The organism is Enterobacter sp. LU1 (assembly GCF_008271405.2).
Classification (GTDB): domain Bacteria; phylum Pseudomonadota; class Gammaproteobacteria; order Enterobacterales; family Enterobacteriaceae; genus Enterobacter; species Enterobacter hormaechei_C.
The window spans coordinates 3,072,209-3,097,695 of record NZ_CP043438.2 but is presented as its reverse complement, the minus strand read 5'-3'; the positions used below and the strand labels follow the sequence as shown (position 1 = coordinate 3,097,695).

The following is a 25,487-nucleotide window of genomic DNA, read 5'->3' as shown; positions in this document are numbered from 1 at the left end:
CGCTCGGTTTCGGCCGAGCCAACTGGAAGCATGCTAATGGCTACGATTCATGTAGACGGCAAAGAATACGAAGTCAACGGGGCGGACAACCTGCTGGAAGCTTGTCTGTCTCTTGGCCTCGATATTCCGTACTTTTGCTGGCATCCGGCGCTGGGCAGCGTCGGTGCTTGCCGCCAGTGTGCGGTGAAGCAATATCAAAACGCGGAAGACACGCGTGGTCGCCTGGTGATGTCCTGTATGACGCCAGCCGCCGAAGGCACCTTTATTTCGATTGATGACGAAGAAGCCAAACAGTTCCGCGAAAGCGTGGTGGAGTGGTTGATGACCAACCACCCGCACGACTGTCCGGTGTGTGAGGAGGGCGGTAACTGCCACCTTCAGGATATGACCGTCATGACCGGTCACAGCTTCCGTCGCTATCGCTTTACCAAGCGTACCCACCGTAACCAGGATCTGGGGCCGTTCATCTCTCACGAAATGAACCGCTGCATCGCCTGCTACCGCTGCGTGCGTTACTACAAAGATTATGCAGACGGACAGGATCTGGGCGTATATGGCGCGCATGACAACGTCTACTTCGGTCGTCCGGAAGACGGTACGCTGGAAAGCGAATTCTCCGGTAACCTGGTAGAAATCTGTCCGACCGGCGTATTCACGGATAAAACCCACTCTGAACGTTACAACCGTAAATGGGACATGCAGTTTGCGCCAAGCATCTGCCAGCAGTGCTCCCTTGGCTGTAACACCAGCCCGGGTGAACGTTACGGCGAACTGCGTCGTATCGAAAACCGTTACAACGGTACAGTTAACCACTACTTCCTCTGCGACCGCGGTCGTTTCGGCTATGGCTATGTGAACCTGAAAGACCGTCCGCGTCAGCCGGTTCAGCGCCGTGGCGATGACGTCATTACCCTGAACGCTGAGCAGGCGATGCAGGGCGCGGCAGATATTCTGCGTCAGTCGAAGAAAGTGATCGGCATCGGTTCCCCGCGCGCCAGCATCGAAAGCAACTTCGCGCTGCGCGAGCTGGTTGGGGCGGAAAACTTCTATACCGGTATCGCCCAGGGCGAGCAGGAACGTCTCCAGCTGGTGCTGAAAGTGCTGCGTGAAGGCGGCATTCATACGCCTGCGCTGCGCGAAATCGAATCTTATGATGCGGTTCTGGTGCTGGGTGAAGACCTGACGCAGACTGGTGCACGCGCGGCTCTGGCGGTTCGTCAGGCGGTGAAAGGCAAAGCACGTGAAATGGCAGCGGCGCAGAAAGTGGCTGACTGGCAGATTGCGGCCATTCTTAACATCGGCCAGCGCGCGAAGCATCCTCTGTTTGTGACTAACGTCGACAACACCCGTCTGGACGATATCGCCGCGTGGACCTACTGCGCGCCGGTTGAAGATCAGGCGCGCCTCGGCTTTGCCATTGCCCACGCGCTGGACAGCAGCTCGCCGGCCGTTGAACTGGATCGTGACCTGCAAAACAAGGTCGACGTGATTGTTCAGGCGCTGGCGGGGGCGAAGAAACCTCTGATTATTTCCGGTACCAACGCCGGTAGCGCTGAAATCATTCAGGCCGCAGCGAACGTTGCCAAAGCCCTGAAGGGCCGCGGCGCTGACGTCGGTGTGACTATGATTGCCCGTGCGGTGAACAGCATCGGTCTGGGTATGATTGGCGGCGGCTCGCTGGAAGACGCGTTAAGCGAACTGGAATCCGGTGCCGCTGACGCCGTTGTGGTGCTGGAAAACGACCTGCATCGCCATGCTTCTGCCGCTCGCGTTGACGCCGCGCTCTCCAGAGCGCCGCTGGTGATGGTTATCGACCATCAGCGCACCGCGATCATGGACAAAGCGCACCTGGTGCTCTCTGCGGCAAGCTTCGCAGAAAGCGACGGGACGGTGATCAACAACGAAGGCCGCGCCCAGCGTTTCTTCCAGGTTTATGACCCGGCCTACTACGACAGCAACACCGTGATGCTGGAAAGCTGGCGCTGGCTGCACTCTCTGCACAGTACCGTGCAGAGCCGTGAAGTGGACTGGACGCAGCTCGACCACGTTATTGACGCGGTTGTTGAGAAACTGCCTCAGCTGGCGGGCATTAAAGACGCCGCGCCTGACGCAAGCTTCCGCATTCGCGGCCAGAAACTGGCGCGTGAGCCGCACCGCTACAGCGGTCGTACCGCGATGCGCGCCAACATCAGCGTGCACGAACCGCGTCAGCCGCAGGATAAAGACACCATGTTTGCCTTCTCGATGGAAGGGAACAACCAGCCGTCTGCGCCGCGTTCGCAAATCCCGTTTGCATGGGCACCGGGCTGGAACTCCCCGCAGGCATGGAACAAGTTCCAGGCTGAAGTGGGCGGTCACCTGCGCCACGGCGATCCGGGCGTGCGTCTGATTGAAGCCTCCGAAACCGGTCTGGACTTCTTCACCACCGTTCCGGCGAGCTTCCAGGCGCAGGAAGGTCACTGGCGTATTGCACCGTACTACCATCTGTTCGGTAGCGACGAAATGTCCCAGCGTTCTCCGGTATTCCAGCAGCGTATGCCGCAGCCGTACATCAAGCTCAACCCGGCGGATGCCGCGAAGCTTGGCGTTAACGCGGGTGCGAACATTGCCTTTAGCTACGACGGCCAGACAATCAGCCTGCCGCTGATTATTTCTGAACGCCTGTCAGCAGGGCAGGTGGGTCTGCCGATGGGTATGCCTGGCATCGCGCCGGTCCTGGCGGGTGCGCATCTTGATAACCTTCAGGAGGCAAAAGCATGAGTTGGTTAACGCCGGATCTTATCGACATCCTGCTGAGCATTCTGAAAGCGGTTGTGATTCTGCTGGTGGTCGTCACCTGCGGCGCGTTCATGAGCTTTGGTGAACGTCGTCTGCTCGGTCTGTTCCAGAACCGTTACGGACCGAACCGCGTGGGCTGGGGTGGTTCACTCCAGCTGGTCGCGGACATGATCAAGATGTTCTTTAAAGAGGACTGGGTTCCACGCTTCTCGGACCGCGTGATCTTTACGCTGGCGCCGATGATCGCCTTCACCTCGCTGCTGCTGGCGTTTGCTATCGTTCCGGTCAGCCCGACCTGGGTGGTGGCTGACCTGAACATCGGCATTCTGTTCTTCCTGATGATGGCAGGCCTCGCGGTTTACGCGGTGCTGTTCGCAGGCTGGTCCAGTAACAACAAATACTCGCTGCTGGGTGCGATGCGTGCTTCCGCGCAGACGCTGAGCTACGAAGTGTTCCTGGGTCTCTCCCTGATGGGCGTGGTGGCGCAGGCCGGTTCATTTAACATGACCGACATCGTCAATAACCAGGCCGACATCTGGAACGTTATCCCGCAGTTCTTTGGGTTTATTACCTTTGCCATCGCGGGCGTGGCGGTGTGTCACCGTCACCCGTTTGACCAGCCAGAAGCCGAACAGGAACTGGCCGACGGTTACCACATTGAATATTCCGGTATGAAGTTCGGTCTGTTCTTCGTGGGCGAGTACATCGGTATCGTCACCATTTCCGCGTTGATGGTAACGCTGTTCTTTGGTGGCTGGCATGGCCCGTTCTTACCGCCGTTCATCTGGTTCGCGCTGAAAACCGCGTTCTTCATGATGATGTTCATTTTGATTCGCGCAGCGTTACCGCGTCCGCGTTATGACCAGGTAATGTCCTTCGGCTGGAAAGTGTGCCTGCCGCTGACGCTCGTCAACTTGTTGGTAACGGCGGCTGTCATTCTCTGGCAGCAGCCATAAGGGGCTTTGAGATCATGACCTTAAAAGAATTATTGGTAGGTTTCGGCACCCAGGTACGCAGTATCTGGATGATCGGCCTGCATGCGTTTGCCAAACGCGAAACCCGGATGTACCCGGAAGAGCCGGTATATCTGCCGCCGCGCTACCGTGGACGTATCGTGCTGACGCGCGACCCGGACGGTTCCGAGCGTTGCGTTGCCTGTAACCTGTGTGCGGTAGCGTGTCCGGTGGGCTGTATCTCTCTGCAAAAAGCAGAGACGGTAGACGGCCGCTGGTACCCTGAGTTCTTCCGCATCAACTTCTCACGCTGCATTTTCTGCGGTCTGTGTGAAGAAGCGTGCCCAACCACGGCGATTCAGCTGACTCCAGACTTCGAGCTGGGTGAGTACAAGCGTCAGGATCTGGTGTACGAGAAAGAGGATCTGCTGATTTCCGGTCCGGGCAAATACCCGGAATATAACTTCTACCGGATGGCGGGTATGGCAATCGACGGCAAAGATAAAGGCGAAGCAGAGAACGAAGCTAAGCCTATCGACGTCAAGAGCCTGTTACCGTAAGGAGAGGGCAATGGAATTCGCTTTTTATATCTGTGGCCTTATCGCCATCCTGGCTACGCTGCGAGTGATCACGCACACCAATCCGGTGCATGCGCTGCTGTATTTAATCATTTCGCTGCTGGCTATTTCCGGGGTGTTCTTTGCGCTGGGCGCGCACTTCGCTGGTGCGCTGGAAATCATCGTCTACGCCGGGGCCATCATGGTGCTGTTTGTGTTCGTGGTGATGATGCTGAACCTGGGCGGCTCTGAAATTGAGCAGGAACGTCAGTGGTTAAAACCGCAGGTGTGGATTGGTCCGGCAATTTTGTCGGCCATCATGCTGGCGGTGATTGTTTACGCCATTCTGGGCGTCAACGACCAGGGTATCGACGGGACGCCAATCAGCGCGAAAGCTGTGGGTATCACCCTGTTTGGTCCGTACGTTCTGGCGGTTGAGCTGGCCTCAATGCTGCTGCTGGCGGGTCTGGTTGTGGCCTTCCACGTTGGCCGCGAAGAGCGTGTCGGCGAGGTGCTGAGCAACCGCACTGACGACCGCGCGAAAAGAAAAACGGAGGAACGCGCATGATCCCCTTAACACATGGACTGATCCTCGCTGCGATTTTATTCGTTCTGGGCTTAACCGGTCTGGTTATCCGCCGCAATCTGCTGTTTATGCTGATCGGTCTGGAAATCATGATCAACGCTTCCGCGCTGGCCTTTGTGGTCGCCGGTAGCTACTGGGGCCAGACCGATGGTCAGGTGATGTACATTCTCGCCATCAGCCTCGCGGCTGCTGAAGCGAGTATTGGCCTGGCGCTGTTGCTACAGCTCCATCGTCGCCGCCAGAACCTGAACATCGATTCAGTAAGTGAGTTGCGTGGATGAACATGCTTGCCTTAACCATTATTTTTCCGCTGATTGGCTTCGTGCTGCTGGCGTTTTCTCGCGGCCGCTGGTCTGAGAATCTGTCTGCCACCGTGGGCATTGGCTCTATCGGCCTGGCTGCGCTGGTCACAGCGTATGCGGGTATCGACTTCTTTAACAATGGACGTCAGGCCTACAGCGTACCGCTGTGGAACTGGATGTCGGTCGGTAACTTCAACATCGGTTTCAACCTGGTGCTGGATGGTCTGTCTCTGACCATGCTCTCCGTAGTTACCGGCGTCGGCTTCCTGATCCACATGTTCGCCTCCTGGTACATGCGCGGTGAAGAGGGATACTCCCGCTTCTTCGCCTACACCAACCTGTTTATCGCCAGCATGGTGGTTCTGGTGCTGGCCGATAACCTGCTGCTGATGTATCTGGGCTGGGAAGGCGTGGGTCTGTGTTCTTACCTGCTGATCGGTTTCTACTACACCGATCCGAAGAATGGCGCAGCGGCCATGAAAGCGTTCGTCGTGACCCGCGTGGGTGACGTGTTCCTCGCTTTCGCGCTGTTCATTCTTTACAACGAACTGGGCACGCTAAACTTCCGCGAAATGGTGGAACTGGCGCCGGCGCACTTCGAAGCAGGCAACAACATGCTGTGGTGGGCAACGCTGATGCTGCTGGGTGGCGCTGTGGGTAAATCCGCGCAGTTGCCGTTGCAGACATGGCTGGCCGACGCGATGGCGGGTCCAACCCCTGTCTCCGCGTTGATCCACGCCGCGACCATGGTCACCGCCGGTGTCTACCTGATTGCGCGTACCCATGGCCTGTTCCTGATGACCCCGGAAATTCTGCATCTGGTGGGTATTGTCGGTGCGGTTACGCTGGTGCTGGCAGGCTTTGCCGCGCTGGTGCAGACCGACATCAAGCGCGTGCTCGCATACTCCACCATGAGCCAGATTGGTTACATGTTCCTGGCGCTGGGCGTTCAGGCGTGGGACGCGGCCATTTTCCACCTGATGACGCACGCGTTCTTTAAAGCGCTGCTGTTCCTCTCATCCGGTTCGGTGATTCTGGCCTGCCACCACGAGCAGAACATCTTCAAAATGGGCGGACTGCGTAAGTCTATCCCGCTGGTGTATGTCTGCTTCCTGGTAGGCGGCGCGGCGCTGGCGGCACTGCCGCTGATCACCGCAGGCTTCTTCAGTAAGGACGAAATCCTGGCGGGCGCCATGGCGAATGGTCATATCAATCTGATGGTTGCGGGTCTGGTCGGTGCGTTTATGACCTCCCTGTACACCTTCCGTATGATTTTCATCGTCTTCCACGGTAAAGAACAAATTCACGCTCACGCAGGGAAGGGGATTACCCACCACCTGCCGCTGATTGTGCTGCTGGTCCTGTCCACCTTCGTTGGCGCGATGATTGTGCCACCGTTGCAGGGCGTACTGCCGGCGACAACCGAGCTTGAGCACGGTCGCGTTCTGACGCTTGAAATCACCTCCGGCGTAGTGGCTATCGCGGGCATCCTGATTGCCGCATGGCTGTGGCTGGGCAAACGCACGCTGGTGACTGCCGTTGCCAACAGCGCGCCGGGCCGTCTGCTGGGCACCTGGTGGTACAACGCATGGGGCTTCGACTGGCTGTACGACATGATCTTCGTGAAGCCGTTCCTGGGCATTGCGTGGCTGCTGAAGCGCGATCCACTGAACAGCCTGATGAATATCCCGGCGATCCTCTCTCGCTTTGCAGGTAAAGGCCTGCTGTTCAGCGAGAACGGTTATCTGCGCTGGTATGTGGCGTCCATGAGCATCGGTGCGGTTGTCGTACTGGCGCTGCTGATGGTGTTGCGTTGATTTTGAGTTAGCGGGGATTGTCGGGTGGCGCTAGCGCTTACCCGACCTACGGACCGTAGGCCCGGTAAGCGAAGCGCCACCGGGCAAAAGGCCCCACACTCAAACGTGAATTTTGTCGAATTCGTTGAAAATCGGTCCCTGAGGGACTTTAACAAGGAATAAAAATCGCCATGTTACTACCCTGGCTAATATTAATTCCCTTCATCGGCGGCTTCCTGTGCTGGCAGACTGAACGCTTTGGCGTGAAGATGCCGCGCTGGATCGCGCTGATCACCATGGGATTGACGCTCGCGCTTGGTCTGCAACTCTGGTTGCAGGGTGGCTACTCACTGACCCAGTCCGCGGGCCTTCCGCAGTGGCAGTCTGAGTTCATTCTGCCGTGGATCCCACGTTTCGGTATTACGATCCACCTCGCGATTGACGGTCTGTCGCTGCTGATGGTGGTGCTGACCGGTCTGCTCGGCGTTCTGGCGGTACTCTGCTCCTGGCGAGAAATCGAAAAATACCAGGGCTTCTTCCACCTGAACCTGATGTGGATCCTGGGCGGCGTGATCGGCGTGTTCCTGGCCATCGACATGTTCCTGTTCTTCTTCTTCTGGGAGATGATGCTGGTGCCGATGTACTTCCTGATCGCGCTGTGGGGCCACAAGGCATCCGACGGTAAAACGCGTATCACGGCGGCCACCAAGTTCTTCATCTACACCCAGGCGAGTGGTCTGGTGATGTTGATTGCCATCCTGGCGCTGGTATTTGTGCATTACAATGCGACCGGCGTGTGGACCTTCAACTACGAAGACCTGCTGAAGACCCCGATGTCTCACGGTGTGGAATACCTGCTGATGCTCGGCTTCTTCATCGCCTTCGCGGTGAAAATGCCGGTCGTACCGCTGCACGGCTGGCTGCCGGACGCGCACTCTCAGGCGCCAACGGCGGGTTCCGTTGACCTGGCGGGTATCTTGCTGAAAACGGCAGCCTACGGTCTGCTGCGTTTCTCCCTGCCGCTGTTCCCGAACGCCTCCGCAGAGTTCGCGCCGATTGCCATGTGGCTGGGCGTGATCGGTATCTTCTACGGTGCATGGATGGCCTTCACGCAGTACGACATCAAACGTCTGATTGCTTACACCTCCGTTTCCCACATGGGCTTCGTGCTGATTGCCATCTACACCGGCAGCCAGCTGGCATACCAGGGCGCGGTGATCCAGATGATTGCGCACGGCCTGTCTGCTGCCGGTCTCTTCATCCTGTGTGGTCAGCTGTACGAACGTCTGCATACCCGCGACATGCGTATGATGGGCGGCCTGTGGGGCAAAATGAAATGGCTGCCGGCGCTCTCCATGTTCTTCGCGGTGGCGACTCTGGGTATGCCGGGTACCGGTAACTTCGTCGGCGAGTTTATGATCCTGTTCGGCAGCTTCAACGTGGTACCGACGATCACCGTCATCTCCACCTTTGGTCTGGTATTTGCCTCCGTGTACTCGCTGGCGATGCTGCACCGCGCTTACTTCGGTAAAGCGAAGAGTGAAATTGCTGCACAAGAACTGCCGGGGATGTCGCTGCGTGAGCTGTTCATCATCCTGCTGCTGGTCGTACTGCTGGTGCTGTTGGGCTTCTATCCGCAGCCGATTCTGGATACCTCGCACTCCGCGATGGGTAACATCCAGCAGTGGTTTGTTAATTCTGCTTCTACTACAAGGCCGTAATTCGCCATGACAATAACTCCACAACAACTGATCGCGCTGCTACCGCTGCTGATCGTCGGATTGACGGTGGTGGTTGTGATGCTCTCCATTGCGTGGCGACGCAATCACTTCCTGAATGCGACCCTGTCCGTTCTGGGTCTGAACGCTGCGTTAGTTTCCCTCTGGTTTGTTGGCCAGGCGGGAGCGATGGACGTCACGCCGCTGATGCGCGTTGACGGTTACGCCATGCTCTACACCGGTCTGGTGCTGCTGGCGAGCCTGGCAACCTGTACCTTTGCGTACCCGTGGCTCGAAGGTTACAACGACAACAAAGAAGAGTTTTACCTGCTGGTACTGATTGCCGCACTGGGCGGTATTCTGCTGGCGAACGCGAACCACCTGGCCGCGCTGTTCCTCGGTATTGAGCTGATCTCACTCCCGCTATTCGGCCTGATTGGTTACGCTTTCCGCCAGAAGCGCTCTCTGGAAGCGGCAATCAAGTACACGATCCTGTCTGCTGCCGCGTCGTCGTTCCTGCTGTTTGGTATCGCGCTGCTGTACGCACAGACGGGTAATCTCTCCTTCATGGCGCTCGGTAAGAGCCTTGGCGACGGCATGATGCATGAGCCGCTGCTGCTGGCGGGTCTGGGCATGATGATTGTTGGCCTTGGATTTAAACTTTCACTGGTTCCGTTCCACCTGTGGACGCCAGACGTATACCAGGGTGCCCCTGCACCGGTCTCGACCTTCCTGGCGACGGCGAGCAAAATCGCTATCTTCGGTGTGGTCATGCGTCTGTTCCTGTACGCCCCGGTGGGTGACAGCGAAGCGGTCCGCGTGGTGCTGGGCATTATCGCGTTCGTGTCCATCATCTTCGGTAACCTGATGGCGCTGAGCCAGACCAACATCAAGCGTCTGCTGGGCTACTCCTCTATCTCCCATCTGGGTTACCTGCTGGTGGCGCTGATTGCGCTGCAAAGCGGTGAGATGTCGATGGAAACTGTGGGCGTCTATCTGGCCGGTTACCTGTTTAGCAGCCTCGGCGCGTTCGGCGTGGTGAGCCTGATGTCCAGCCCGTACCGTGGCCCGGATGCGGATTCCCTGTTCTCCTACCGTGGTCTGTTCTGGCACCGTCCGATTCTGTCTGCGGTAATGACCGTGATGATGCTCTCTCTGGCGGGTATCCCGATGACGCTGGGCTTTATCGGTAAGTTCTACGTGCTGGCCGTCGGTGTGCAGGCGGGTCTGTGGTGGCTGACGGCGGGTGTCGTTATCGGCTCCGCGATTGGTCTCTACTACTACCTGCGCGTTGCCGTGAGCCTGTACCTGAGCGCGCCTCAGCAGCTCAACCGCGATGCGCCGTCCAACTGGCAGTATAGCGCCGGCGGTATCGTGGTGCTGATCTCCGCGCTGCTGGTGCTGATCTTCGGTATCTATCCGCAGCCGCTGATTGATATCGTGCAGCGCGCGATGCCGCTGATGTAAGGTGAAAGCAAAAAGGCAACGAAAGTTGCCTTTTTTATTGCCCAGCGGCGCTACGCTTGCAGGGCCTACGGGTTTTGTAGGTCGGGTAAGCGTAGCGCCACCCGACTAAGCCAGCTGCTTGCGGCTAATCAACGGCCCTTCAATCTTCTTCATCGAGCGGTCCAGCACCTCTTCAATTACCGACGACAGCTCGTTCAGCTCAAACTTCGCCACATAGCCGTCCGCCTTCACTTTGCGAATATGATCTTCGTTCGCGTTGCCGGAAAGAGACGAGTGGATCACCACCGGAATATCTTTCAGTACCGGGTCGGATTTGATTTTTCGCGTCAGCGTAAATCCGTCCATCTCCGGCATTTCGAGGTCGGTTAATACCAGGGCAATCTTATCGGTAACGGGAACGCCCTCGGCCTGTGCCTGCGCGGCCAGCTGAGTGATTTTCTCCCACGCGTCTTTGCCGGTGATATGCAGCTGGGCCGGGATCTCCATCGCCTGCAATCCCTTCTCCAGCATTGAGCGCGCTACTTTTGAATCTTCTGCAACAATCGCGACAGAGCCAGGCTTGATGTTGAATTTGGTGGTTTCCAGATGGGTGGCGTGCAGATCGTGGTTCGCCGGGGTGATGTCGTACAGGATCTGCTCCACGTCCAGCACCATCGCCAGATCGTTGGTATCGGTCTTCTCGTCCAGACAGGCAATGCTGGTGATGTAGCGACCGCTGACGGCGGTTTCCGCGGCGTGCACCTGCTTCCAGTCCAGACGCATGATGTTTTCCACCGATTCTACGGCAAACGCCTGCACGCTGCGGGCATATTCGGTGATCAGCAGGATGTTCAGCCCGGTGGCTGGTTTGCAGCCGGCGACGGCGGCCAGATCGATCACCGGGATCACCTGGTCGCGAATGTTCACCATCCCCATTAGCGGAGACTTCATTCCCGCCGGTTTGGTGAAGGTCGGCATCGGCACAATTTCGCGCAATTTGAATACGTTGATGCCGAACAGCTCGGATTTATTTTCGTTCAGAGAGGTGCCAAGACGGAACAGCAACAGTTCAAAACGGTTGGACAGGGTCAGGTTCGCCCTGTCATCAATATCTTTCTGGAAATTATCCATTCTACCCTCAAGAGAAATGCTGGCCTTTTAATCGTTATCGGCACGCTGAGGGAAAAATGAAGGACTAAACGCTGACCTGAGCAAAATCTTCCGCCAGCTCGCATGCCGGAAATACTTCCCGGCACTCTGCCAGCAGGCTTTCAGCGCCGCGGACGTCATAGCGTGAGCTGACGTGAGTGACAATCAGTTTCCGGACGCCAGCCTCACGTGCCAGCTGCGCCGCCTGACGCGTTGAGCTGTGCCCCCGGCTGTTGGCTTTTTCTTCCATCGCCGCTTCCAGCGTCGCCTCATGCACCATCACATCTACACCTCTGGCAAGCCTGAGCGCCGAAGGGCAGGGGGCGGTATCCCCAAAAATAGCCAGTTTTTTGCCCGGCTGCGGTGGGGCGAGGTAATCCTGACCGTTGATGACGCGCCCGTCTTCCAGCGTGACGGTCTCGCCGTGCTTCAGACGCTGGAACAGCGGGCCTGGTTTCACCCCATCAGCCTGCAACGCGGCGGCGTTCAGCGCCCCGGGCTTGTCATGCTCCTCAACGCGATAGCCGTAGCATTCCACCGGATGGTTAAGCGGGTAAGCGCGCACCAGGTAATCTCCGTCATCGAACACCAGACCCTCGCCGATCTCTAACACCTCCAGCGGATAATCGGTCCACGAGCCGCTCAGGCGCAGCGTGGTTTCAACGAATTCCTGAATACCCGCGGGGCCATAAATGGTCAGCGGGTTAGCGTTACCGGCCATCGAACGGCTGCACAGCAGGCCCGGCAGGCCAAACAGATGGTCGCCGTGCAGATGGGTGATAAATATTTTATCCACTTTCCCCGGGTGGTATGAGGTATGCAGCAGCTGATGTTGCGTACCCTCGCCGCAGTCAAACAGCCACAGCCCACCCCGGGTAGGATGCTTAAGATCCAGCAGAATCGCCGTCACGTTTCGTGAGCGGGTTGGCACCCCGGCGGACGTACCCAGAAAAATCAGTTCCATAACGCAATCAGCCCTTTGCCGAATGGGAAGGGGTTTAGTATAACGTGATGAACCCCAGGAAGGAGAAACACATGATCCAGTGGCAAGATCTACACCACAGCGAACTGACCGTGCATTCACTCTACGCCCTGCTCAAGCTGCGCTGCGAAGTCTTTGTGGTTGAACAAACCTGCCCGTATCAGGATATCGACGGCGATGACCTGATCGGCGAGAACCGGCACATCCTCGGCTGGCGCGATAACGAGCTGGTGGCGTATGCGAGGATTCTGAAAAGCGAAGAGGATTTTGACCCTGTCGTCATTGGCCGCGTCATTATCAGCGGCCGCGCGCGCGGTGAAAAGCTGGGCTATCAGCTGATGGAAAAAACGCTGGACGCATGCCAGAAACAGTGGCCGGACAAGGCGTTATACCTGGGCGCGCAGGCGCATTTGCAATCATTCTATGGCCATTTTGGTTTTACCCCGGTCACGGACATTTACGACGAAGACGGCATCCCACACATCGGCATGGCACGCGAAGCGAAACAGGCGCAATAGCAATACGTTGTCTATAGTTACCGGACTGGTGTACTAACATGGAGAAAAATATGTCATTTCAATCCTGGGATACCCGAGTCGACGACGACCTGACGCTGCTAAGCGAAACGCTGGAAGAAGTGCTGCGCTCTTCAGGCGATCCTGCCGATCAGAAGTACATTGAGCTCAAAGCCCGCGCCGAGCAGGCGCTGCATGACGTGAAAAACCGCGTCAGTAACGCCTCCGACAATTACTACTACCGCGCCAAACAGGCGGTTTATCGTGCCGACGATTATGTGCATGAAAAACCGTGGCAGGGCATTGGGGTCGGTGCGGCCGTAGGGCTGGTGCTGGGTCTGCTGTTAGCCCGTCGTTAAGCCGGTAAACCACTCCCTACACGTGGGTACTGCTATTTATCGTCAGTACCCCGTATAATATAAGGCTTTAACAGGGAGAGGTTCGCGTGCACTCGATTTTCCTCGCGCTGCAAAGCCTGCGTACTCAGCTTGCGCAAGCATTGCCAGCTACACCCGGTTTACGCCATTTCGATGTCTCTTTCCCGTTAAACGACGCCTTCGATCCGCTGGCCTGGCTCGGTGTGCAGCGATGCTATCCTCAGTTTTACTGGCAACAGCGCAGCGGCGATGAAGAACTTGCCGCGCTCGGAAGCCTCGCCCATTTTGATTCTCTGGCCTCGGCCTCGCGGTTTTTGCACACCCACGACGTAGCCAATGACACCCGTATCTGCGGCCTGAACGCCTTCAACCCGGCGCAGGGCAAGTTGTTTTTACCGCGCCTTCTCTGGCGACGGTCTGGCGGGGTCGCCACGCTGCGTCTGCAACTGTGGAGCGAAACGTCGCTGCGGGAAGATGCCCGTGAGGCGCTGAATTTTGTCGATAACCTGCGCGACGCCGCGCCGATCCGCCCGTTGTCCGTGCAGATTGTGCAGGAAACCCATCATCCGGAAAAACCGGAATGGCTGGCGTTGATTCGTCAGGCGACGGATACCCTTGCTCGCGGCGATTTTGAGAAAGTGGTCCTCGCACGTGCTACAGACGTGCATTGCCAGCAGCCCGTGAACGCCATCGCGCTGATGGCTGCCAGCCGCGCGCTAAACCTCAACTGCTATCATTTTTGTATGGTCTTTGACGCCAGCAACGCTTTCCTCGGCTCGACGCCTGAACGCCTGTGGCGGCGACGCGGCACGCTGCTGCGCACTGAAGCGCTGGCAGGCACCGTCGCCAGCCATTCTGACGATAAGCAGGCTCAGCGTCTGGGCGACTGGCTGATGAACGACGACAAAAATCAGCGGGAAAATATGCTGGTGGTGGAAGATATCTGCCAGCGTCTTCAGCACCATACCCGGACGCTGGAGATCCTGCCTGCGCAGGTGCTGCGTCTGCGCAAGGTGCAGCATTTACGTCGCTGTATCTGGACCGAACTTAAACAGCCTGACGACGAGCAGTGCCTGCATATTCTGCAACCGACGGCGGCGGTGGCCGGGCTGCCGCGACAGGCGGCGCGAGAATTTATTGCGAAAGTGGAGCCGTTTGACCGGGAGTGGTACGCCGGGTCGGCGGGCTATTTATCGCGCGATCAAAGCGAATTCTGTGTGGCATTACGCTCCGCCCGCGTTCACGACGCTGCGCTGCGTCTTTATGCGGGGGCGGGCATCGTCAGCGGTTCCGATCCGGAGCAGGAGTGGCAGGAGATCGAAAACAAGGCCGCCGGGCTGCGTTCCCTTCTCCTAAGGGATTAATACTGATTCGTGCAATCCCGATTCATATCAAAATTCTGACTTTTTCTATTATTTATACTGTGTCGCATTCTTGATACTGGACAATCTCATGTCAGTAAGTTCTTTTAACCGACGCTGGGCGGCGGTGATCCTTGAAGCCCTGACCCGTCATGGTGTCAGGCATGTGTGTATTGCCCCGGGCTCTCGCTCCACGCCGCTCACCCTTGCTGCCGCGGAAAACCGGGCTTTTATTCACCACACCCATTTTGATGAGCGGGGTCTGGGCCATCTGGCGCTCGGGCTGGCGAAAGTCAGCAAAGCGCCCGTGGCGGTGATAGTCACCTCCGGCACGGCGGTGGCGAACCTCTATCCGGCGCTGATAGAAGCGGGATTAACCGGCGAAAAGCTGATATTACTCACTGCCGACCGTCCCCCGGAACTTATTGACTGCGGCGCTAACCAGGCGATTCGTCAGCCTGGCATTTTTGCCTCGCATCCTTCACAGACGGTCTCGTTGCCGCGCCCCACCCAGGATATTCCCGCCAGCTGGCTGGTCTCAACCCTCGACCACGCCATGAACGCACTGCGCAGCGGCGGGCTGCACATTAACTGCCCGTTTGCCGAGCCGCTGTACGGTGAAATGAACGATACTGGCCTCGTCTGGCAACAGCAGCTGGGAGACTGGTGGGAGAGCGAAAAACCCTGGCTGCGCGAGCAGACGCATCTGGAAAGCGCAAAACAGCGCGACTGGTTCTTCTGGCGCCAGAAGCGCGGCGTGGTGATTGCCGGGCGGATGAGTGCGGCGGAAGGCAAGCTGGCGGCGGAGTGGGCACAAACGCTTGGCTGGCCGCTGATTGGTGACGTGCTTTCCCAGACGGGCCAGCCGCTGCCCTGCGCCGACCTCTGGCTGGGTAACGCGAAAGCGGTTACCGAGCTGGCGCAGGCGCAGATTGTCGTCCAGCTGGGATCGAGCCTGACGGGGAAGCGTCAGCTCCAGTGGCAGGCCACCTGTACGCCTGAAGAGTACTGGCTGGTGGACCCGCTCGAAGGACGCCTTGACCCGGCGCACCATCGTGGCCGCCGCCTGGTGAGCGATATTGACAGCTGGCTGGAATTGCATCCGGCGGAAAAACGCAAACCCTGGGCGGTGGAGATCCCGGCGCTGTCACGTCAGGCGTGGGAACTCACCAAAACGCAGTGCGAGGCGTTCAGTGAAGCCGGGCTTGCGCACCGTATCCGCAAATATCTTCCCGAGCAGGGACAACTTTTTGTCGGTAACAGCCTGGTGGTGCGCCTGATTGACGCCTTTTCGCAGCTGCCGGCGGGTTATCCGGTGTACAGCAACCGGGGCGCGAGCGGCATTGACGGCCTGATCTCCACAGCCGCTGGCGTACAGCGGGCCAGCGCGAAATCCACGCTGGCGATTGTGGGGGATCTCTCAGCCCTCTACGATCTCAACGCGCTGGCGCTCCTGCGTCAGGCGTCGGCCCCGTTCGTGCTGATTGTTGTGAACAATAACGGCGGGCAGATTTTCTCGTTGCTGCCGACGCCGCAAAGCGAGCGTGAGCGCTTCTATCTGATGCCGCAAAACGTGCAGTTCGAACACGCCGCCGCCATGTTCAGCCTCAAGTACCATCGCCCGGAAAACTGGGACGCGCTGGAGACGGCGCTGAACACCGCCTGGCGGCAGCCTGGCGCGACGCTGATTGAGCTGGTGGTAAACGATGCTGACGGCGCGCAGAAGCTGCAACATCTGCTTGCGCAGGTGAGTCACCTGTGATCCTCGCAGGCCTCTCCCAGCCAGGAAAACCAGGCTACCCCTGGCTGGTTTTCCTGCACGGTTTTTCCGGCGACTGTCGCGAGTGGCAGGCTGTCGGGGCGTCGCTGCATGACTACCCCCGGCTCTACCTTGACCTGCCTGGGCACGGTGGTTCAGCGGATACGGGCGTGACGGGGTTTGCAGAGGTAAGTGAATTGCTCTCGCATACCCTTGTTAGTTACAACATACTAAGATACTGGCTCGTGGGGTACTCCCTCGGCGGCCGCATTGCGATGTTCCATGCCTGCCAGCATCCTGCGGGGTTAGACGGGGTGATTGTGGAAGGTGGACACCCGGGCCTGCAAGACGCCGATGCGCGCCAGGCCCGGCTGATCTCTGACCGCCGCTGGGCGTCACGGTTTCGCAGTGAGCCGCTGGAGGCCGTCTTTGCCGACTGGTATCAACAGCCGGTCTTTGCCTCACTTACGGATGATCAGCGCAGGGCGCTGATCGCGCTGCGCAGCCGGAACAACGGCCCGAGGCTGGCAGAGATGCTGGAGGCCACCTCGCTTGCCGTTCAGCCTGATTTACGTCCCGCGCTCATCGCGCGTGATTTTTCTTTTGACTATCTCTATGGCGAACGTGACGGGAAGTTTGCAGCTATCGCCGCTGAAATTAACGCCACGCGTCATGCTATCCCTCACGCCGGACACAACGCCCACCGGGACAACCCGGACGCGGTTGCCGCGAGTCTGGCTCAGATACTGCGTTATCGAACAAAGGACACGCTATGATCTATCCTGATGAACACATGCTTTACGCGCCGGTTGAATGGCAGGACTGCTCCGAAGGCTACACCGACATTCGTTACCACAAATCCGCCGATGGTATCGCCAAAATTACTATCAACCGTCCACAGGTGCGCAACGCATTTCGTCCGCTGACCGTAAAAGAGATGATCCAGGCGCTGGCGGATGCCCGCTACGACGACACTATCGGCGTCATCATCCTCACCGGGGAAGGGGAGAAAGCCTTCTGCTCCGGCGGCGATCAGAAAGTCCGCGGTGACTACGGCGGATACCAGGATGATGCGGGCACGCACCACCTGAACGTGCTGGATTTCCAGCGCCAGATCCGCACCTGTCCAAAACCGGTGGTCGCGATGGTGGCAGGGTATTCCATCGGCGGCGGTCACGTGCTGCACATGATGTGTGACCTGACGATCGCGGCGGAAAATGCCATTTTCGGTCAGACTGGCCCGAAAGTCGGCTCTTTCGACGGCGGCTGGGGCGCGTCCTATATGGCGCGCATTGTCGGTCAGAAAAAAGCCCGCGAAATCTGGTTCCTGTGCCGTCAGTACAACGCCCAGGAAGCGCTGGATATGGGGCTGGTTAACACCGTGGTGCCGATCGCCGATCTGGAAAAAGAGACCGTGCGCTGGTGTCGCGAAATGCTGCAAAACAGCCCAATGGCGCTGCGCTGCCTGAAAGCGGCCCTCAACGCCGACTGTGACGGTCAGGCGGGCCTTCAGGAGCTGGCAGGTAACGCCACCATGCTGTTCTATATGACCGAAGAGGGTCAGGAAGGGCGCAACGCGTTCAACGAAAAACGCCAGCCGGACTTCAGCAAATACAAACGGAACCCGTAATGCGTTGCGCGCAGGTTTACCGCTGGCAGATACCGATGGACGCGGGCGTGGTGCTGCGTGAACGGCGGTTAAAAACCCGTGACGGCTTTTTCGTGCATCTCCGGCAGGGCGAGCGGGAAGGGTGGGGCGAAATCGCCCCGCTTCCGGGCTTTAGCCTGGAAACGCCGGACGAGGCGCAGGCTGCGCTGATGGCCTGGACGTACGAATGGCATGAGGGAGCAGCTCCGGCGCTGCCGGACGTTCCTTCCGCCGCGTTCGGCATCAGCTGTGCGCTGGCAGAGCTGGACGGCAGTTTACCGGACGCGGCGAACTATTGCGCCGCGCCGCTCTGTACCGGCGATCCGGATGAACTTTTCGCGCTCCTTTCCGCGATGCCTGGCGAGAAGGTGGCGAAAATAAAGGTTGGCCTGTACGAAGCAGTGCGCGACGGAATGGTGGTTAACCTGTTACTGGAAGCCATTCCCGATCTACACCTGCGCCTGGACGCCAACCGCGCCTGGACGCCGCTCAGGGCGCAACAGTTTGCGAAGTACGTCAACCCGGCGTACCGCAGCCGCATCGCGTTTCTCGAAGAGCCGTGCAAAACGCGCGACGACTCGCGCGCCTTTGCCCGGGAAACCGGCATTGCCATCGCCTGGGATGAGAGCCTGCGCGAAGCCGATTTCGCGTTTGCCGCCGAGCCGGGCGTCAGGGCCGTGGTGATTAAGCCAACGCTGACCGGCAGCCTCGACAAGGTGCGCGAGCAGGTTGCGGCGGCCCATGCCGCAGGGCTGACGGCGGTGATCAGTTCATCCATCGAATCCAGCCTCGGCCTGACGCAGCTGGCGCGCATCGCTGCATGGTTAACGCCGGACACCGTTCCCGGTCTCGATACGCTAAACCTGATGCAGGCCCAGTTGATTCGTCAGTGGCCTGGCAGCACCTTGCAGTGCCTCGACGTCGGGGCGCTGGAGCCATTGCGATGAGTTTTACCGACTGGCCGTGGCGGCACTGGCGCACCCGGCGTGCCAATAAACCCGCGCTGCGTTTAGACGATGTAACGCTCAGCTGGTCTCAGCTGGGCGAGCGTATCGATCGTCTCGCAGCCGGTTTTCAGTCTCAGGGCGTTACGGACGGTGACGGCGTCATGCTGCTCGCCCACAACCACCCGCAGACCCTGCTGGCCTGGCTGGCGCTGCTTCAGTGCGGTGCCCGCATTTTGCCGGTGAACCCTCAGCTTCCCCGTCCGCTGCTGGACGTCCTCCTGCCGCAGATGACCCTGCGCTTTGCGCTGGTGCTTAACGGTGAGTATGACGGTCTGCCCGGTCTGGTATTAAGAGAGGGCGAGGGGCAGGGCGGCGTCACGTGGCGGGCAGAACGGCTGGCCTCAATGACGCTCACCTCTGGCTCCACCGGCTTGCCGAAAGCGGCGGTGCACACCTGTGCCGCCCACCTTGCCAGCGCAAAGGGCGTGCTGGCGCTGATGCCTTACGGCGGTAGCGACGACTGGCTGCTCTCTCTGCCGCTGTTTCACGTCTCCGGTCAGGGGATTTTGTGGCGCTGGTTGCAGGGCGGAGGCCGTCTCACCGTGCGTGAAAAACAGCCGCTGGAGCAGGCGCTACAGGGCTGTACCCACGCCTCGCTGGTGCCAACGCAGCTGTGGCGGCTGCTTAATTCACACCATCCCGTCGCGCTGAAAGCCGTGCTGCTCGGCGGGGCGGAAATCCCCGTTGCGCTGACCGAACATGCGCGTGAGCAGGGGATCCGTACGTTCTGCGGCTACGGTCTGACCGAGTTCGCCTCCACCGTCTGCGCCAAAGAGGCCGACGGCGCGCCGGACGTGGGCAGCGCGCTGCCGGGCAGAGACGTTCGGGTGGTGAACGGTGAAGTCTGGCTCCGGGCGGAAAGCATGGCGGCGGGCTACTGGCGAGACGGCGCATTATTGCCGCTGGTCAATGAGCAGGGCTGGTTTGCCACCCGCGATCGCGGCGAGTGGCATGACGGACGCCTGACCATTCTGGGCCGAATGGACAATCTCTTTTTCAGCGGTGGAGAAGGGATCCAGCCCGAAGCGCTGGAGCGCGTTATCGCCACGCATCCGCAGGTAAGCCAGGCGTTTGTCGTTCCGCTGGATGATGCCGAGTACGGGCAACGTCCGGTGGCGGTAGTGGAATGCGAGCCGGGCACGGATATCACGCTGCTGCCGGAGTGGGTTCAGGGCAGGCTGGCGCGCTTTGAGCAGCCGGTACACTGGCTGGCGCTGCCGTCAGAACTGAAAAATGGCGGGATTAAAATCTCCCGCCAGGCGTTAAAGCAGTGGGTCAATGCCCTGTTGAGGGGCTAATCAACCGATATCCGGCTGCGGTTTGTGCTGGCGTCGGCGGATCCAGCGCAGCACCGGCGGCACGACAATCACCATAATCGCCATTGCCAGCAGGATCTTCGTCACGCTGCTCTCCCACAGGATCCCCATGTTGCCATTGCTGATGGAGAGGGCGCGGCGCAGGTTCTGCTCCAGCATTTCCCCCAGCACAAACCCTAAAATCAGCGGCGACATCGGGAAGTGCATCTTGCGCAGAATGTAGCCCAGCACGCCGAGCAGCACCATCAACACCAGGTCGAAGGTGGTGCTGTGCACCGCGTACACCCCAACCGCAGAGACGGCGGCGATGGCCGGGACCAGGAACCACAGGGGAATGGTCAGCATGCGGGTGAACAGGCCGATCAGCGGGATGTTCATTACCAGCAACATCACGTTGGCGATCAGCAGGGCGGCAATTAAACCCCAGACGATATCGGGCTGCTCGGTAAACATCGCCGGACCCGGGGTGATGTTATAGAGCGTCAGCGCGCCCATCATTACCGCCGTGGTGCCGGAGCCCGGCACGCCGAGGGTCAGCATCGGGATAAACGAGCCGCAGGCCGAGGCGTTATTCGCCGCCTCCGGCGCCGCCACGCCGCGGATATCGCCTTTGCCGAAGCTGTCGCTGTTACCGCTCAGCTTTTTCTCGGTCATGTAGGTGATAGCGCTGGCGATAGTAGCCCCCGCGCCGGGCAGAATGCCGACGAAGAAACCGATCACCGACGAACGCAGGGTGGCGCCAATACACTGCGCCCCCTCTTTGGCATTAAAGAGCATACGTCCGGTTTTACGCACCAGCGTCTTCCCGCTGCTGGTATGCTCCAGCATCAGTAAGATTTCTGAGACAGAGAACAGACCAATCACCACGACGATAAACTGCACGCCGTCGGAGAGATGAACGCTGTCGAAGGTAAAACGATAAACCCCGGTGTTGGCATCCACGCCGACGGTCGCCAGACTGAGGCCAATCAACGCAGACAAAAACGACTTCAGCGGATTCTGCGCCATCATGCTGCCGAGACAGGCGATGGCGAACACCATCAGGGCAAAATACTCGGCCGGACCAAACGCCAGCGACCACTGGGCCAGCGCCGGGGCGAAGAGGATGATGCCGCCAATGGCGATCATGGAGCCAAAGAACGAGCTGACGGCAGAAATAGAGAGCGCCACGCCGCCGCGCCCCTGCTGCGCCATCGGGTAGCCATCCAGCGCGGTCATAATGGCGGCGGCATCACCGGGCACGTTAAGCAGAATCGAGGAAATACGCCCCCCGTATTCGCAGCCGATATAGACCGTCGCCAGCAGGATCAGCGCCGATTCCGCAGGCAGGTGCAGCGCAAAGGCCAGCGGCAGTAAAATCGCCACGCCGTTGATAGGGCCAAGGCCCGGCAGCAGGCCGACGATGGTCCCGACGAAACAGCCGATCAGGGCGATCACCAGGTTTTCCGGGGTCATCGCTACCGCGAACCCCTGAGAGAGATAGATCCAGGTATCCATAGCGTGCTCCGTTAGTTAAACCATGCGCCGAGCGGCAGGGTCACGTCCAGCAGGCAGTCGAAGGCGTACCAGAGTAAAATGCCCAGTACGACCCCGGAGATCCCCGCCGCAGGCAGCGAGGCGTTAAACAGTATGCCAATCACCATCGTCAGCAGGGCGGTGGCAATCGGGAAGCCGAGCCACTCAAAGCCCCACGCATACATCAGCAGGACAATTACCATTACCAGCAGACGTTGCAGCGTACGGCGTGGCGGCCACTCCACGGTATCCGGATGGCGCAGCAGCAGCGCCACCGAACAGAGCAGCATCAGGCCGACAATGCCGACGGGGAAGGGGCGTGGCCCCACGGGTTCATAGCTGTATTCGCTGTGGATCTGCCAGGCGACGAACATGCCGCCAATGCAGAGCAGCAGCCATATCCCGGCAAAAATGCGATCGCTCATAGCGCCTCCGGTTATTTCGCCAGACCAAAGGCTTTCGCCTGTTCTCGGTAGTCATTCACCTGTTTTTTGACATACTCGTCCAGCTGCTTGCCGTTCAGGTTGAACTCAAACAGCCCGCGCAGATCGCGCTGTTTTTTGAACTCCTCGGTTTGCTGAAGTTTTGCGAAGGTATCCACCCACCACTGGTACTCGGCGTCGGTCACTTTTGGCCCGACGAAGAAGCCGCGGATGATCGGCCAGACCAGGTTATAACCCTGCTCTTTAGCGGTTGGGACGTCTGCCAGCTGGCCCGGCAGACGGTTTTCCGAGAAGACCGCCAGCACGCGGATCTTATCCCCGCTCAGGTAGGGCACCATTTCGCTGAGATCGCCCGATACCGCCTGGACGTGATTGCCCATCAGCGCCGTCACCGGCTCGCCGCCGCCTTCAAAGGCCACGTAACGCATCTTGTGCGGATCCACTTTGGCCTGCTGCGCCAGCAGCGCGGCTTTCATCCAGTCCTGGCTGCCGATAGAGGCGCCCGCGCCAATGACCACGCTGTTCGGATCTTTTTCCATGGCGGTCAGCAGATCTTTCAGGGATTTCCACGGGGAGTCCGCGCGCACGGCGATCATGCCGTAATCGGTGCCTACGGTGGCGAGCCAGCGCACGTCATTCACGTCATAACGACCAAATTTCCCCTGCGACAGGTTTAGCAGCGAACCGCCGGAGAAGGCCACCACGGTGCCCGCTTCGGCAGGGCGCTGCGCGACGATGGCGTTATAGGCTACCGCGCCCACGCCGCCGGGCATGTAGGTGACGCGCATCGGTTTTTCAATGGCCTTCGTCTCCAGCAGGCTGACCTGAATCAGCTTGCAGGTCAGGTCGAAGCCGCCGCCGGGTTTGGCCGGGGCGATACATTCGGTACGGGATGGCGCGTCCTGCGCCTGGACGACAGAGGCACTCAACAGCAATACGCTTGCAGCAAGGGTAGAAAGTAATTGTTTTTTCATCGTTTATCCTCACGCCGGAGAACCGGGAGTACGGGTACGGGTGTATTTTTTCTGATTATGTGAACCACCTTGTAGCGGTTCCGTTGCGTGATTGTTAAAACAATAACCTTTCATTTCCCTTTCACTGCGACACCAACTTTACAGGATGTGATATGCGTCTCTTACTCGCGGAAGATAATCGTGAGCTGGCTCACTGGCTGGAAAAAGCGCTGGTACAAAACGGATTTGCCGTGGATTGCGTCAATGATGGACGGGCGGCCGATCATCTTTTGCAGGGAGAAAACTATGCCGTCGCGATCCTTGATATCGGTATGCCCGGCTTCGACGGGCTGGAGGTGGTGCATCGCCTGAGAAAGCGCGGGCAGACGCTGCCGGTGCTGTTTCTTACCGCCCGCAGCAACGTGGCAGACAGGGTGAAGGGGCTGAATGCCGGGGCGGATGACTACCTGCCGAAACCGTTCGAGCTGGAGGAGCTTGATGCCCGCCTGCGCGCGCTGCTGCGCCGCAGCGAAGGACGAACCCAGGAGCGCCAGCGGCTGGGAGAGCTGGAGTACGATGATGAAGGCTTTTTTCTGCTGCGCGATGAACCCCTTTCCCTCACGCCGCGCGAACTCTCTTTGCTGAAGGTGCTGATGCACCGCCGGACCCGTCCCGTCTCCCGGCAACAGCTTTTCGACCAGGTATTCAGCCTGAACGACGACGTCAGCCCCGAGAGCATCGATCTCTATATTCACCGCCTGCGTAAGAAGCTGACCGGCAGCGGGGTGCGGATCATTACCCTCCGGGGGCTGGGCTACGTGCTGGAGTGCGGCGATGAGGTGGGTTAAGCCGCAGTCGCTTTACCTGCAACTTTTGCTTTTTCTGGGTTTGCCGCTGCTGCTGTTATGGGGGCTGTCAGCCTTTAACAGCTACGTTAGCGCGTTACAGGCGGCGACGCAGGCCTATGACCGCACGCTGTTATCCTCGGCGCGCACGGTGTCAGAGCGGCTGGTGGTGCACAACGGCAAGCTCCAGGTGAACGTGCCCTGGGTCGTGCTCGACAGCTTCGAGCTGAACATGAACGATCGCCTCTATTACAAGGTCGTGGACCCTGACGGGCGGACGATCTCCGGCTACGACGATCTGCCGAATATGCCTCCCTCCACGTCGCGCACTACACACTATCCGGCGCTGGCGTGGTTTTATCATACCGAGTATCGCGGGCAGGCGATCCGCGTGGCTAAGCTGCTCCAGCCGGTTAACGAGGACAGTGTGTTCGGGATGGCGGAGATCTACGTCGCCGAAACGTTGCAGTCGCGGCGCTATCTGGCCACTCAGCTGCTGTTTTCCTCGCTCGTGTCGCAGGGGCTGCTGGTGCTGCTGACGCTGGTCCTGACCGCCTGGCTGCTGCGTCGCGTGCTGCGCCCGATGCGGCAGCTCTCTTCGCTGATGGTGCGCCGTGAGCCCGGGCTGCTGGCCCCGCTGCCGGAGCTGCTGCCCTGGTCGGAAACGCGGCTGCTGATTGTGGCATTTAACCGCTATATCGACAGGTTGCGCGGCGTGCTTTCGCGGCAGGCGCGCTTTAATGCCGACGCCTCACACCAGCTCAAAACGCCGCTGGCGGTGCTGAAAACCCAGGTATCGGTTGCCCTGACGCGTGACGATCCGGCGCTGTGGCAGGAGAGCTTACGGGCGATGAACGTCACGCTGGATAACACCATCGTGCTGACGGAAAGGCTGTTGCAGCTTTCGGCGGTGAAGCGAAAAGAGCAGGGGGAGCGACAGTTTGCGCCTGTCGATCTGGTACAGGTGGTGCAAAACTGCTGCTTTTCCCGGCTGGCGCAGGCGCGAAGTAAGGGTATCGATCTCGGTTATGACGGCGTACAGCAGCCGGTAATGATTGAGGGGGATGACGTGCTGCTGGGCGAACTTTGCGCCAATCTGCTGGAGAACGCGATCAAATACACGCCGGAGCAGGGCGTCGTGACGGTGTACCTGCGCACGGCTAACGATGCCGTTGAGCTGAGCGTGGAGGACAGCGGACCGGGCATTGCTGAAGACCAGATCTCCCAGGCCATGCTGCCGTTTCATCGGCTGGATAACGTGGGCGATGCCGCCGGGTCCGGCATTGGCCTGGCGCTGGCTAACGATATTGCCCGCCTGCACCGCAGCCATCTTCAGCTGATGCCCAGTGAAAATCTGGGTGGGCTGAGCGTGAAAATGCGCTTTCTGATGCTGGTATAAATGCCGATATTATCAAATCGTTACAAACTAATTGCCCGCCGCACGCGGAGTCCATTGATCACACAGGCAGTCAGGTTAAAAT

23 protein-coding genes are annotated in these 25,487 nt (G+C 59.2%); 18 read left to right on the top strand and 5 right to left on the bottom strand.

Features of this window, described 5'->3' with window-relative positions; genetic code table 11:
- Window positions 1–36: 36 nt before the first annotated feature.
- The 8 genes from nuoG (at window position 37) to nuoN (ending at window position 10,157) form a co-directional block, all read left to right on the top strand.
- A complete protein-coding gene (gene nuoG / locus FZF21_RS14745; RefSeq protein WP_015572271.1) occupies window positions 37–2,760 on the top strand; it encodes an NADH-quinone oxidoreductase subunit NuoG in 2,724 nt (907 codons plus the stop codon).
- Complete coding sequence (nuoH, locus tag FZF21_RS14740; protein WP_003861490.1) at window positions 2,757–3,734, top strand: NADH-quinone oxidoreductase subunit NuoH; 978 nt, start codon at window positions 2,757–2,759, stop codon at window positions 3,732–3,734. Before nuoG ends, nuoH begins: the two co-directional genes overlap by 4 nt.
- Before the next feature lie 14 nt (window positions 3,735–3,748).
- Window positions 3,749–4,291, top strand: coding sequence for an NADH-quinone oxidoreductase subunit NuoI (gene nuoI / locus FZF21_RS14735; RefSeq protein WP_003861491.1), 543 nt, complete (start codon window positions 3,749–3,751; stop codon window positions 4,289–4,291).
- A 10-nt stretch (window positions 4,292–4,301) separates the two neighbouring features.
- Window positions 4,302–4,856, top strand: a complete 555-nt coding sequence (nuoJ, locus tag FZF21_RS14730) for an NADH-quinone oxidoreductase subunit J (RefSeq protein ID WP_003861493.1) — start codon at window positions 4,302–4,304, stop codon at window positions 4,854–4,856.
- Window positions 4,853–5,155 (top strand): NADH-quinone oxidoreductase subunit NuoK, encoded by a 303-nt coding sequence (gene nuoK / locus FZF21_RS14725; protein WP_003861496.1) that lies wholly within the window; start codon window positions 4,853–4,855, stop codon window positions 5,153–5,155. The genes nuoJ and nuoK overlap by 4 nt, the downstream gene beginning before the upstream one ends.
- Entirely contained in the window at window positions 5,152–6,993 is a 1,842-nt protein-coding gene (gene nuoL, locus FZF21_RS14720; RefSeq protein ID WP_003861497.1) for an NADH-quinone oxidoreductase subunit L, read from the top strand. The genes nuoK and nuoL overlap by 4 nt, the downstream gene beginning before the upstream one ends.
- 170 nt (window positions 6,994–7,163) lie before the next feature.
- Window positions 7,164–8,693 (top strand): NADH-quinone oxidoreductase subunit M, encoded by a 1,530-nt coding sequence (nuoM, locus tag FZF21_RS14715; protein WP_003861498.1) that lies wholly within the window; start codon window positions 7,164–7,166, stop codon window positions 8,691–8,693.
- A gap of 6 nt (window positions 8,694–8,699) precedes the next feature.
- Window positions 8,700–10,157, top strand: coding sequence for an NADH-quinone oxidoreductase subunit NuoN (nuoN, locus tag FZF21_RS14710; protein ID WP_015572273.1), 1,458 nt, complete (start codon window positions 8,700–8,702; stop codon window positions 10,155–10,157).
- A 105-nt stretch (window positions 10,158–10,262) separates the two neighbouring features.
- Here the strand turns inward: nuoN and FZF21_RS14705 are convergent, their stop codons facing one another.
- Both FZF21_RS14705 and rbn read right to left on the bottom strand, forming a co-directional pair.
- Window positions 10,263–11,267, bottom strand: coding sequence for a chemotaxis protein (locus FZF21_RS14705; protein ID WP_015572274.1), 1,005 nt, complete (start codon window positions 11,265–11,267; stop codon window positions 10,263–10,265).
- A 64-nt stretch (window positions 11,268–11,331) separates the two neighbouring features.
- Complete coding sequence (rbn, locus tag FZF21_RS14700) at window positions 11,332–12,249, bottom strand: ribonuclease BN (RefSeq protein WP_015572275.1); 918 nt, start codon at window positions 12,247–12,249, stop codon at window positions 11,332–11,334.
- 71 nt (window positions 12,250–12,320) lie between these two features.
- Here rbn and FZF21_RS14695 point away from each other — a divergent pair, with 71 nt between their 5' ends.
- From FZF21_RS14695 to menE, 8 genes are all read left to right on the top strand, one after another.
- Window positions 12,321–12,785 carry a GNAT family N-acetyltransferase gene (locus FZF21_RS14695; protein ID WP_023295084.1) on the top strand — a complete coding sequence of 155 codons (465 nt, stop codon included), beginning with the start codon at window positions 12,321–12,323 and terminating at the stop codon, window positions 12,783–12,785.
- 50 nt (window positions 12,786–12,835) lie between these two features.
- Window positions 12,836–13,141 carry a stress response protein ElaB gene (gene elaB, locus FZF21_RS14690; protein ID WP_017693006.1) on the top strand — a complete coding sequence of 102 codons (306 nt, stop codon included), beginning with the start codon at window positions 12,836–12,838 and terminating at the stop codon, window positions 13,139–13,141.
- Window positions 13,142–13,227: 86 nt separating this feature from the next.
- Entirely contained in the window at window positions 13,228–14,523 is a 1,296-nt protein-coding gene (menF, locus tag FZF21_RS14685) for an isochorismate synthase MenF (protein WP_017693007.1), read from the top strand.
- 88 nt (window positions 14,524–14,611) lie between these two features.
- Window positions 14,612–16,282 carry a 2-succinyl-5-enolpyruvyl-6-hydroxy-3-cyclohexene-1-carboxylic-acid synthase gene (menD, locus tag FZF21_RS14680; protein WP_063946218.1) on the top strand — a complete coding sequence of 557 codons (1,671 nt, stop codon included), beginning with the start codon at window positions 14,612–14,614 and terminating at the stop codon, window positions 16,280–16,282.
- Window positions 16,279–17,055 carry a 2-succinyl-6-hydroxy-2,4-cyclohexadiene-1-carboxylate synthase gene (gene menH / locus FZF21_RS14675; protein ID WP_017693009.1) on the top strand — a complete coding sequence of 259 codons (777 nt, stop codon included), beginning with the start codon at window positions 16,279–16,281 and terminating at the stop codon, window positions 17,053–17,055. Before menD ends, menH begins: the two co-directional genes overlap by 4 nt.
- Window positions 17,052–17,909, top strand: coding sequence for a 1,4-dihydroxy-2-naphthoyl-CoA synthase (menB, locus tag FZF21_RS14670; protein ID WP_003859452.1), 858 nt, complete (start codon window positions 17,052–17,054; stop codon window positions 17,907–17,909). The genes menH and menB overlap by 4 nt, the downstream gene beginning before the upstream one ends.
- Entirely contained in the window at window positions 17,909–18,874 is a 966-nt protein-coding gene (gene menC / locus FZF21_RS14665; RefSeq protein ID WP_045338078.1) for an o-succinylbenzoate synthase, read from the top strand. The genes menB and menC overlap by 1 nt, the downstream gene beginning before the upstream one ends.
- On the top strand, window positions 18,871–20,232 hold the full coding sequence (gene menE / locus FZF21_RS14660) for an o-succinylbenzoate--CoA ligase (protein ID WP_047737450.1): 1,362 nt from the start codon (window positions 18,871–18,873) through the stop codon (window positions 20,230–20,232). The genes menC and menE overlap by 4 nt, the downstream gene beginning before the upstream one ends.
- Here menE and FZF21_RS14655 read toward each other — a convergent pair whose 3' ends face one another.
- The 3 genes from FZF21_RS14655 to FZF21_RS14645 are packed head-to-tail and all read right to left on the bottom strand — an operon-like array spanning window position 20,233 to window position 23,182.
- A complete protein-coding gene (locus tag FZF21_RS14655; protein WP_047737447.1) occupies window positions 20,233–21,747 on the bottom strand; it encodes a tripartite tricarboxylate transporter permease in 1,515 nt (504 codons plus the stop codon).
- A gap of 11 nt (window positions 21,748–21,758) precedes the next feature.
- A complete protein-coding gene (locus FZF21_RS14650) occupies window positions 21,759–22,190 on the bottom strand; it encodes a tripartite tricarboxylate transporter TctB family protein (protein ID WP_149121262.1) in 432 nt (143 codons plus the stop codon).
- Window positions 22,191–22,201: 11 nt separating this feature from the next.
- Window positions 22,202–23,182 carry a tripartite tricarboxylate transporter substrate binding protein gene (locus tag FZF21_RS14645; RefSeq protein WP_006811363.1) on the bottom strand — a complete coding sequence of 327 codons (981 nt, stop codon included), beginning with the start codon at window positions 23,180–23,182 and terminating at the stop codon, window positions 22,202–22,204.
- A 152-nt stretch (window positions 23,183–23,334) separates the two neighbouring features.
- Here FZF21_RS14645 and tctD point away from each other — a divergent pair, with 152 nt between their 5' ends.
- Window positions 23,335–24,009 (top strand): transcriptional regulator TctD, encoded by a 675-nt coding sequence (gene tctD / locus FZF21_RS14640; RefSeq protein WP_006811361.1) that lies wholly within the window; start codon window positions 23,335–23,337, stop codon window positions 24,007–24,009.
- Window positions 23,996–25,405 carry a sensor histidine kinase gene (locus FZF21_RS14635; RefSeq protein WP_047737444.1) on the top strand — a complete coding sequence of 470 codons (1,410 nt, stop codon included), beginning with the start codon at window positions 23,996–23,998 and terminating at the stop codon, window positions 25,403–25,405. The genes tctD and FZF21_RS14635 overlap by 14 nt, the downstream gene beginning before the upstream one ends.
- Window positions 25,406–25,487 lie beyond the last annotated feature (82 nt).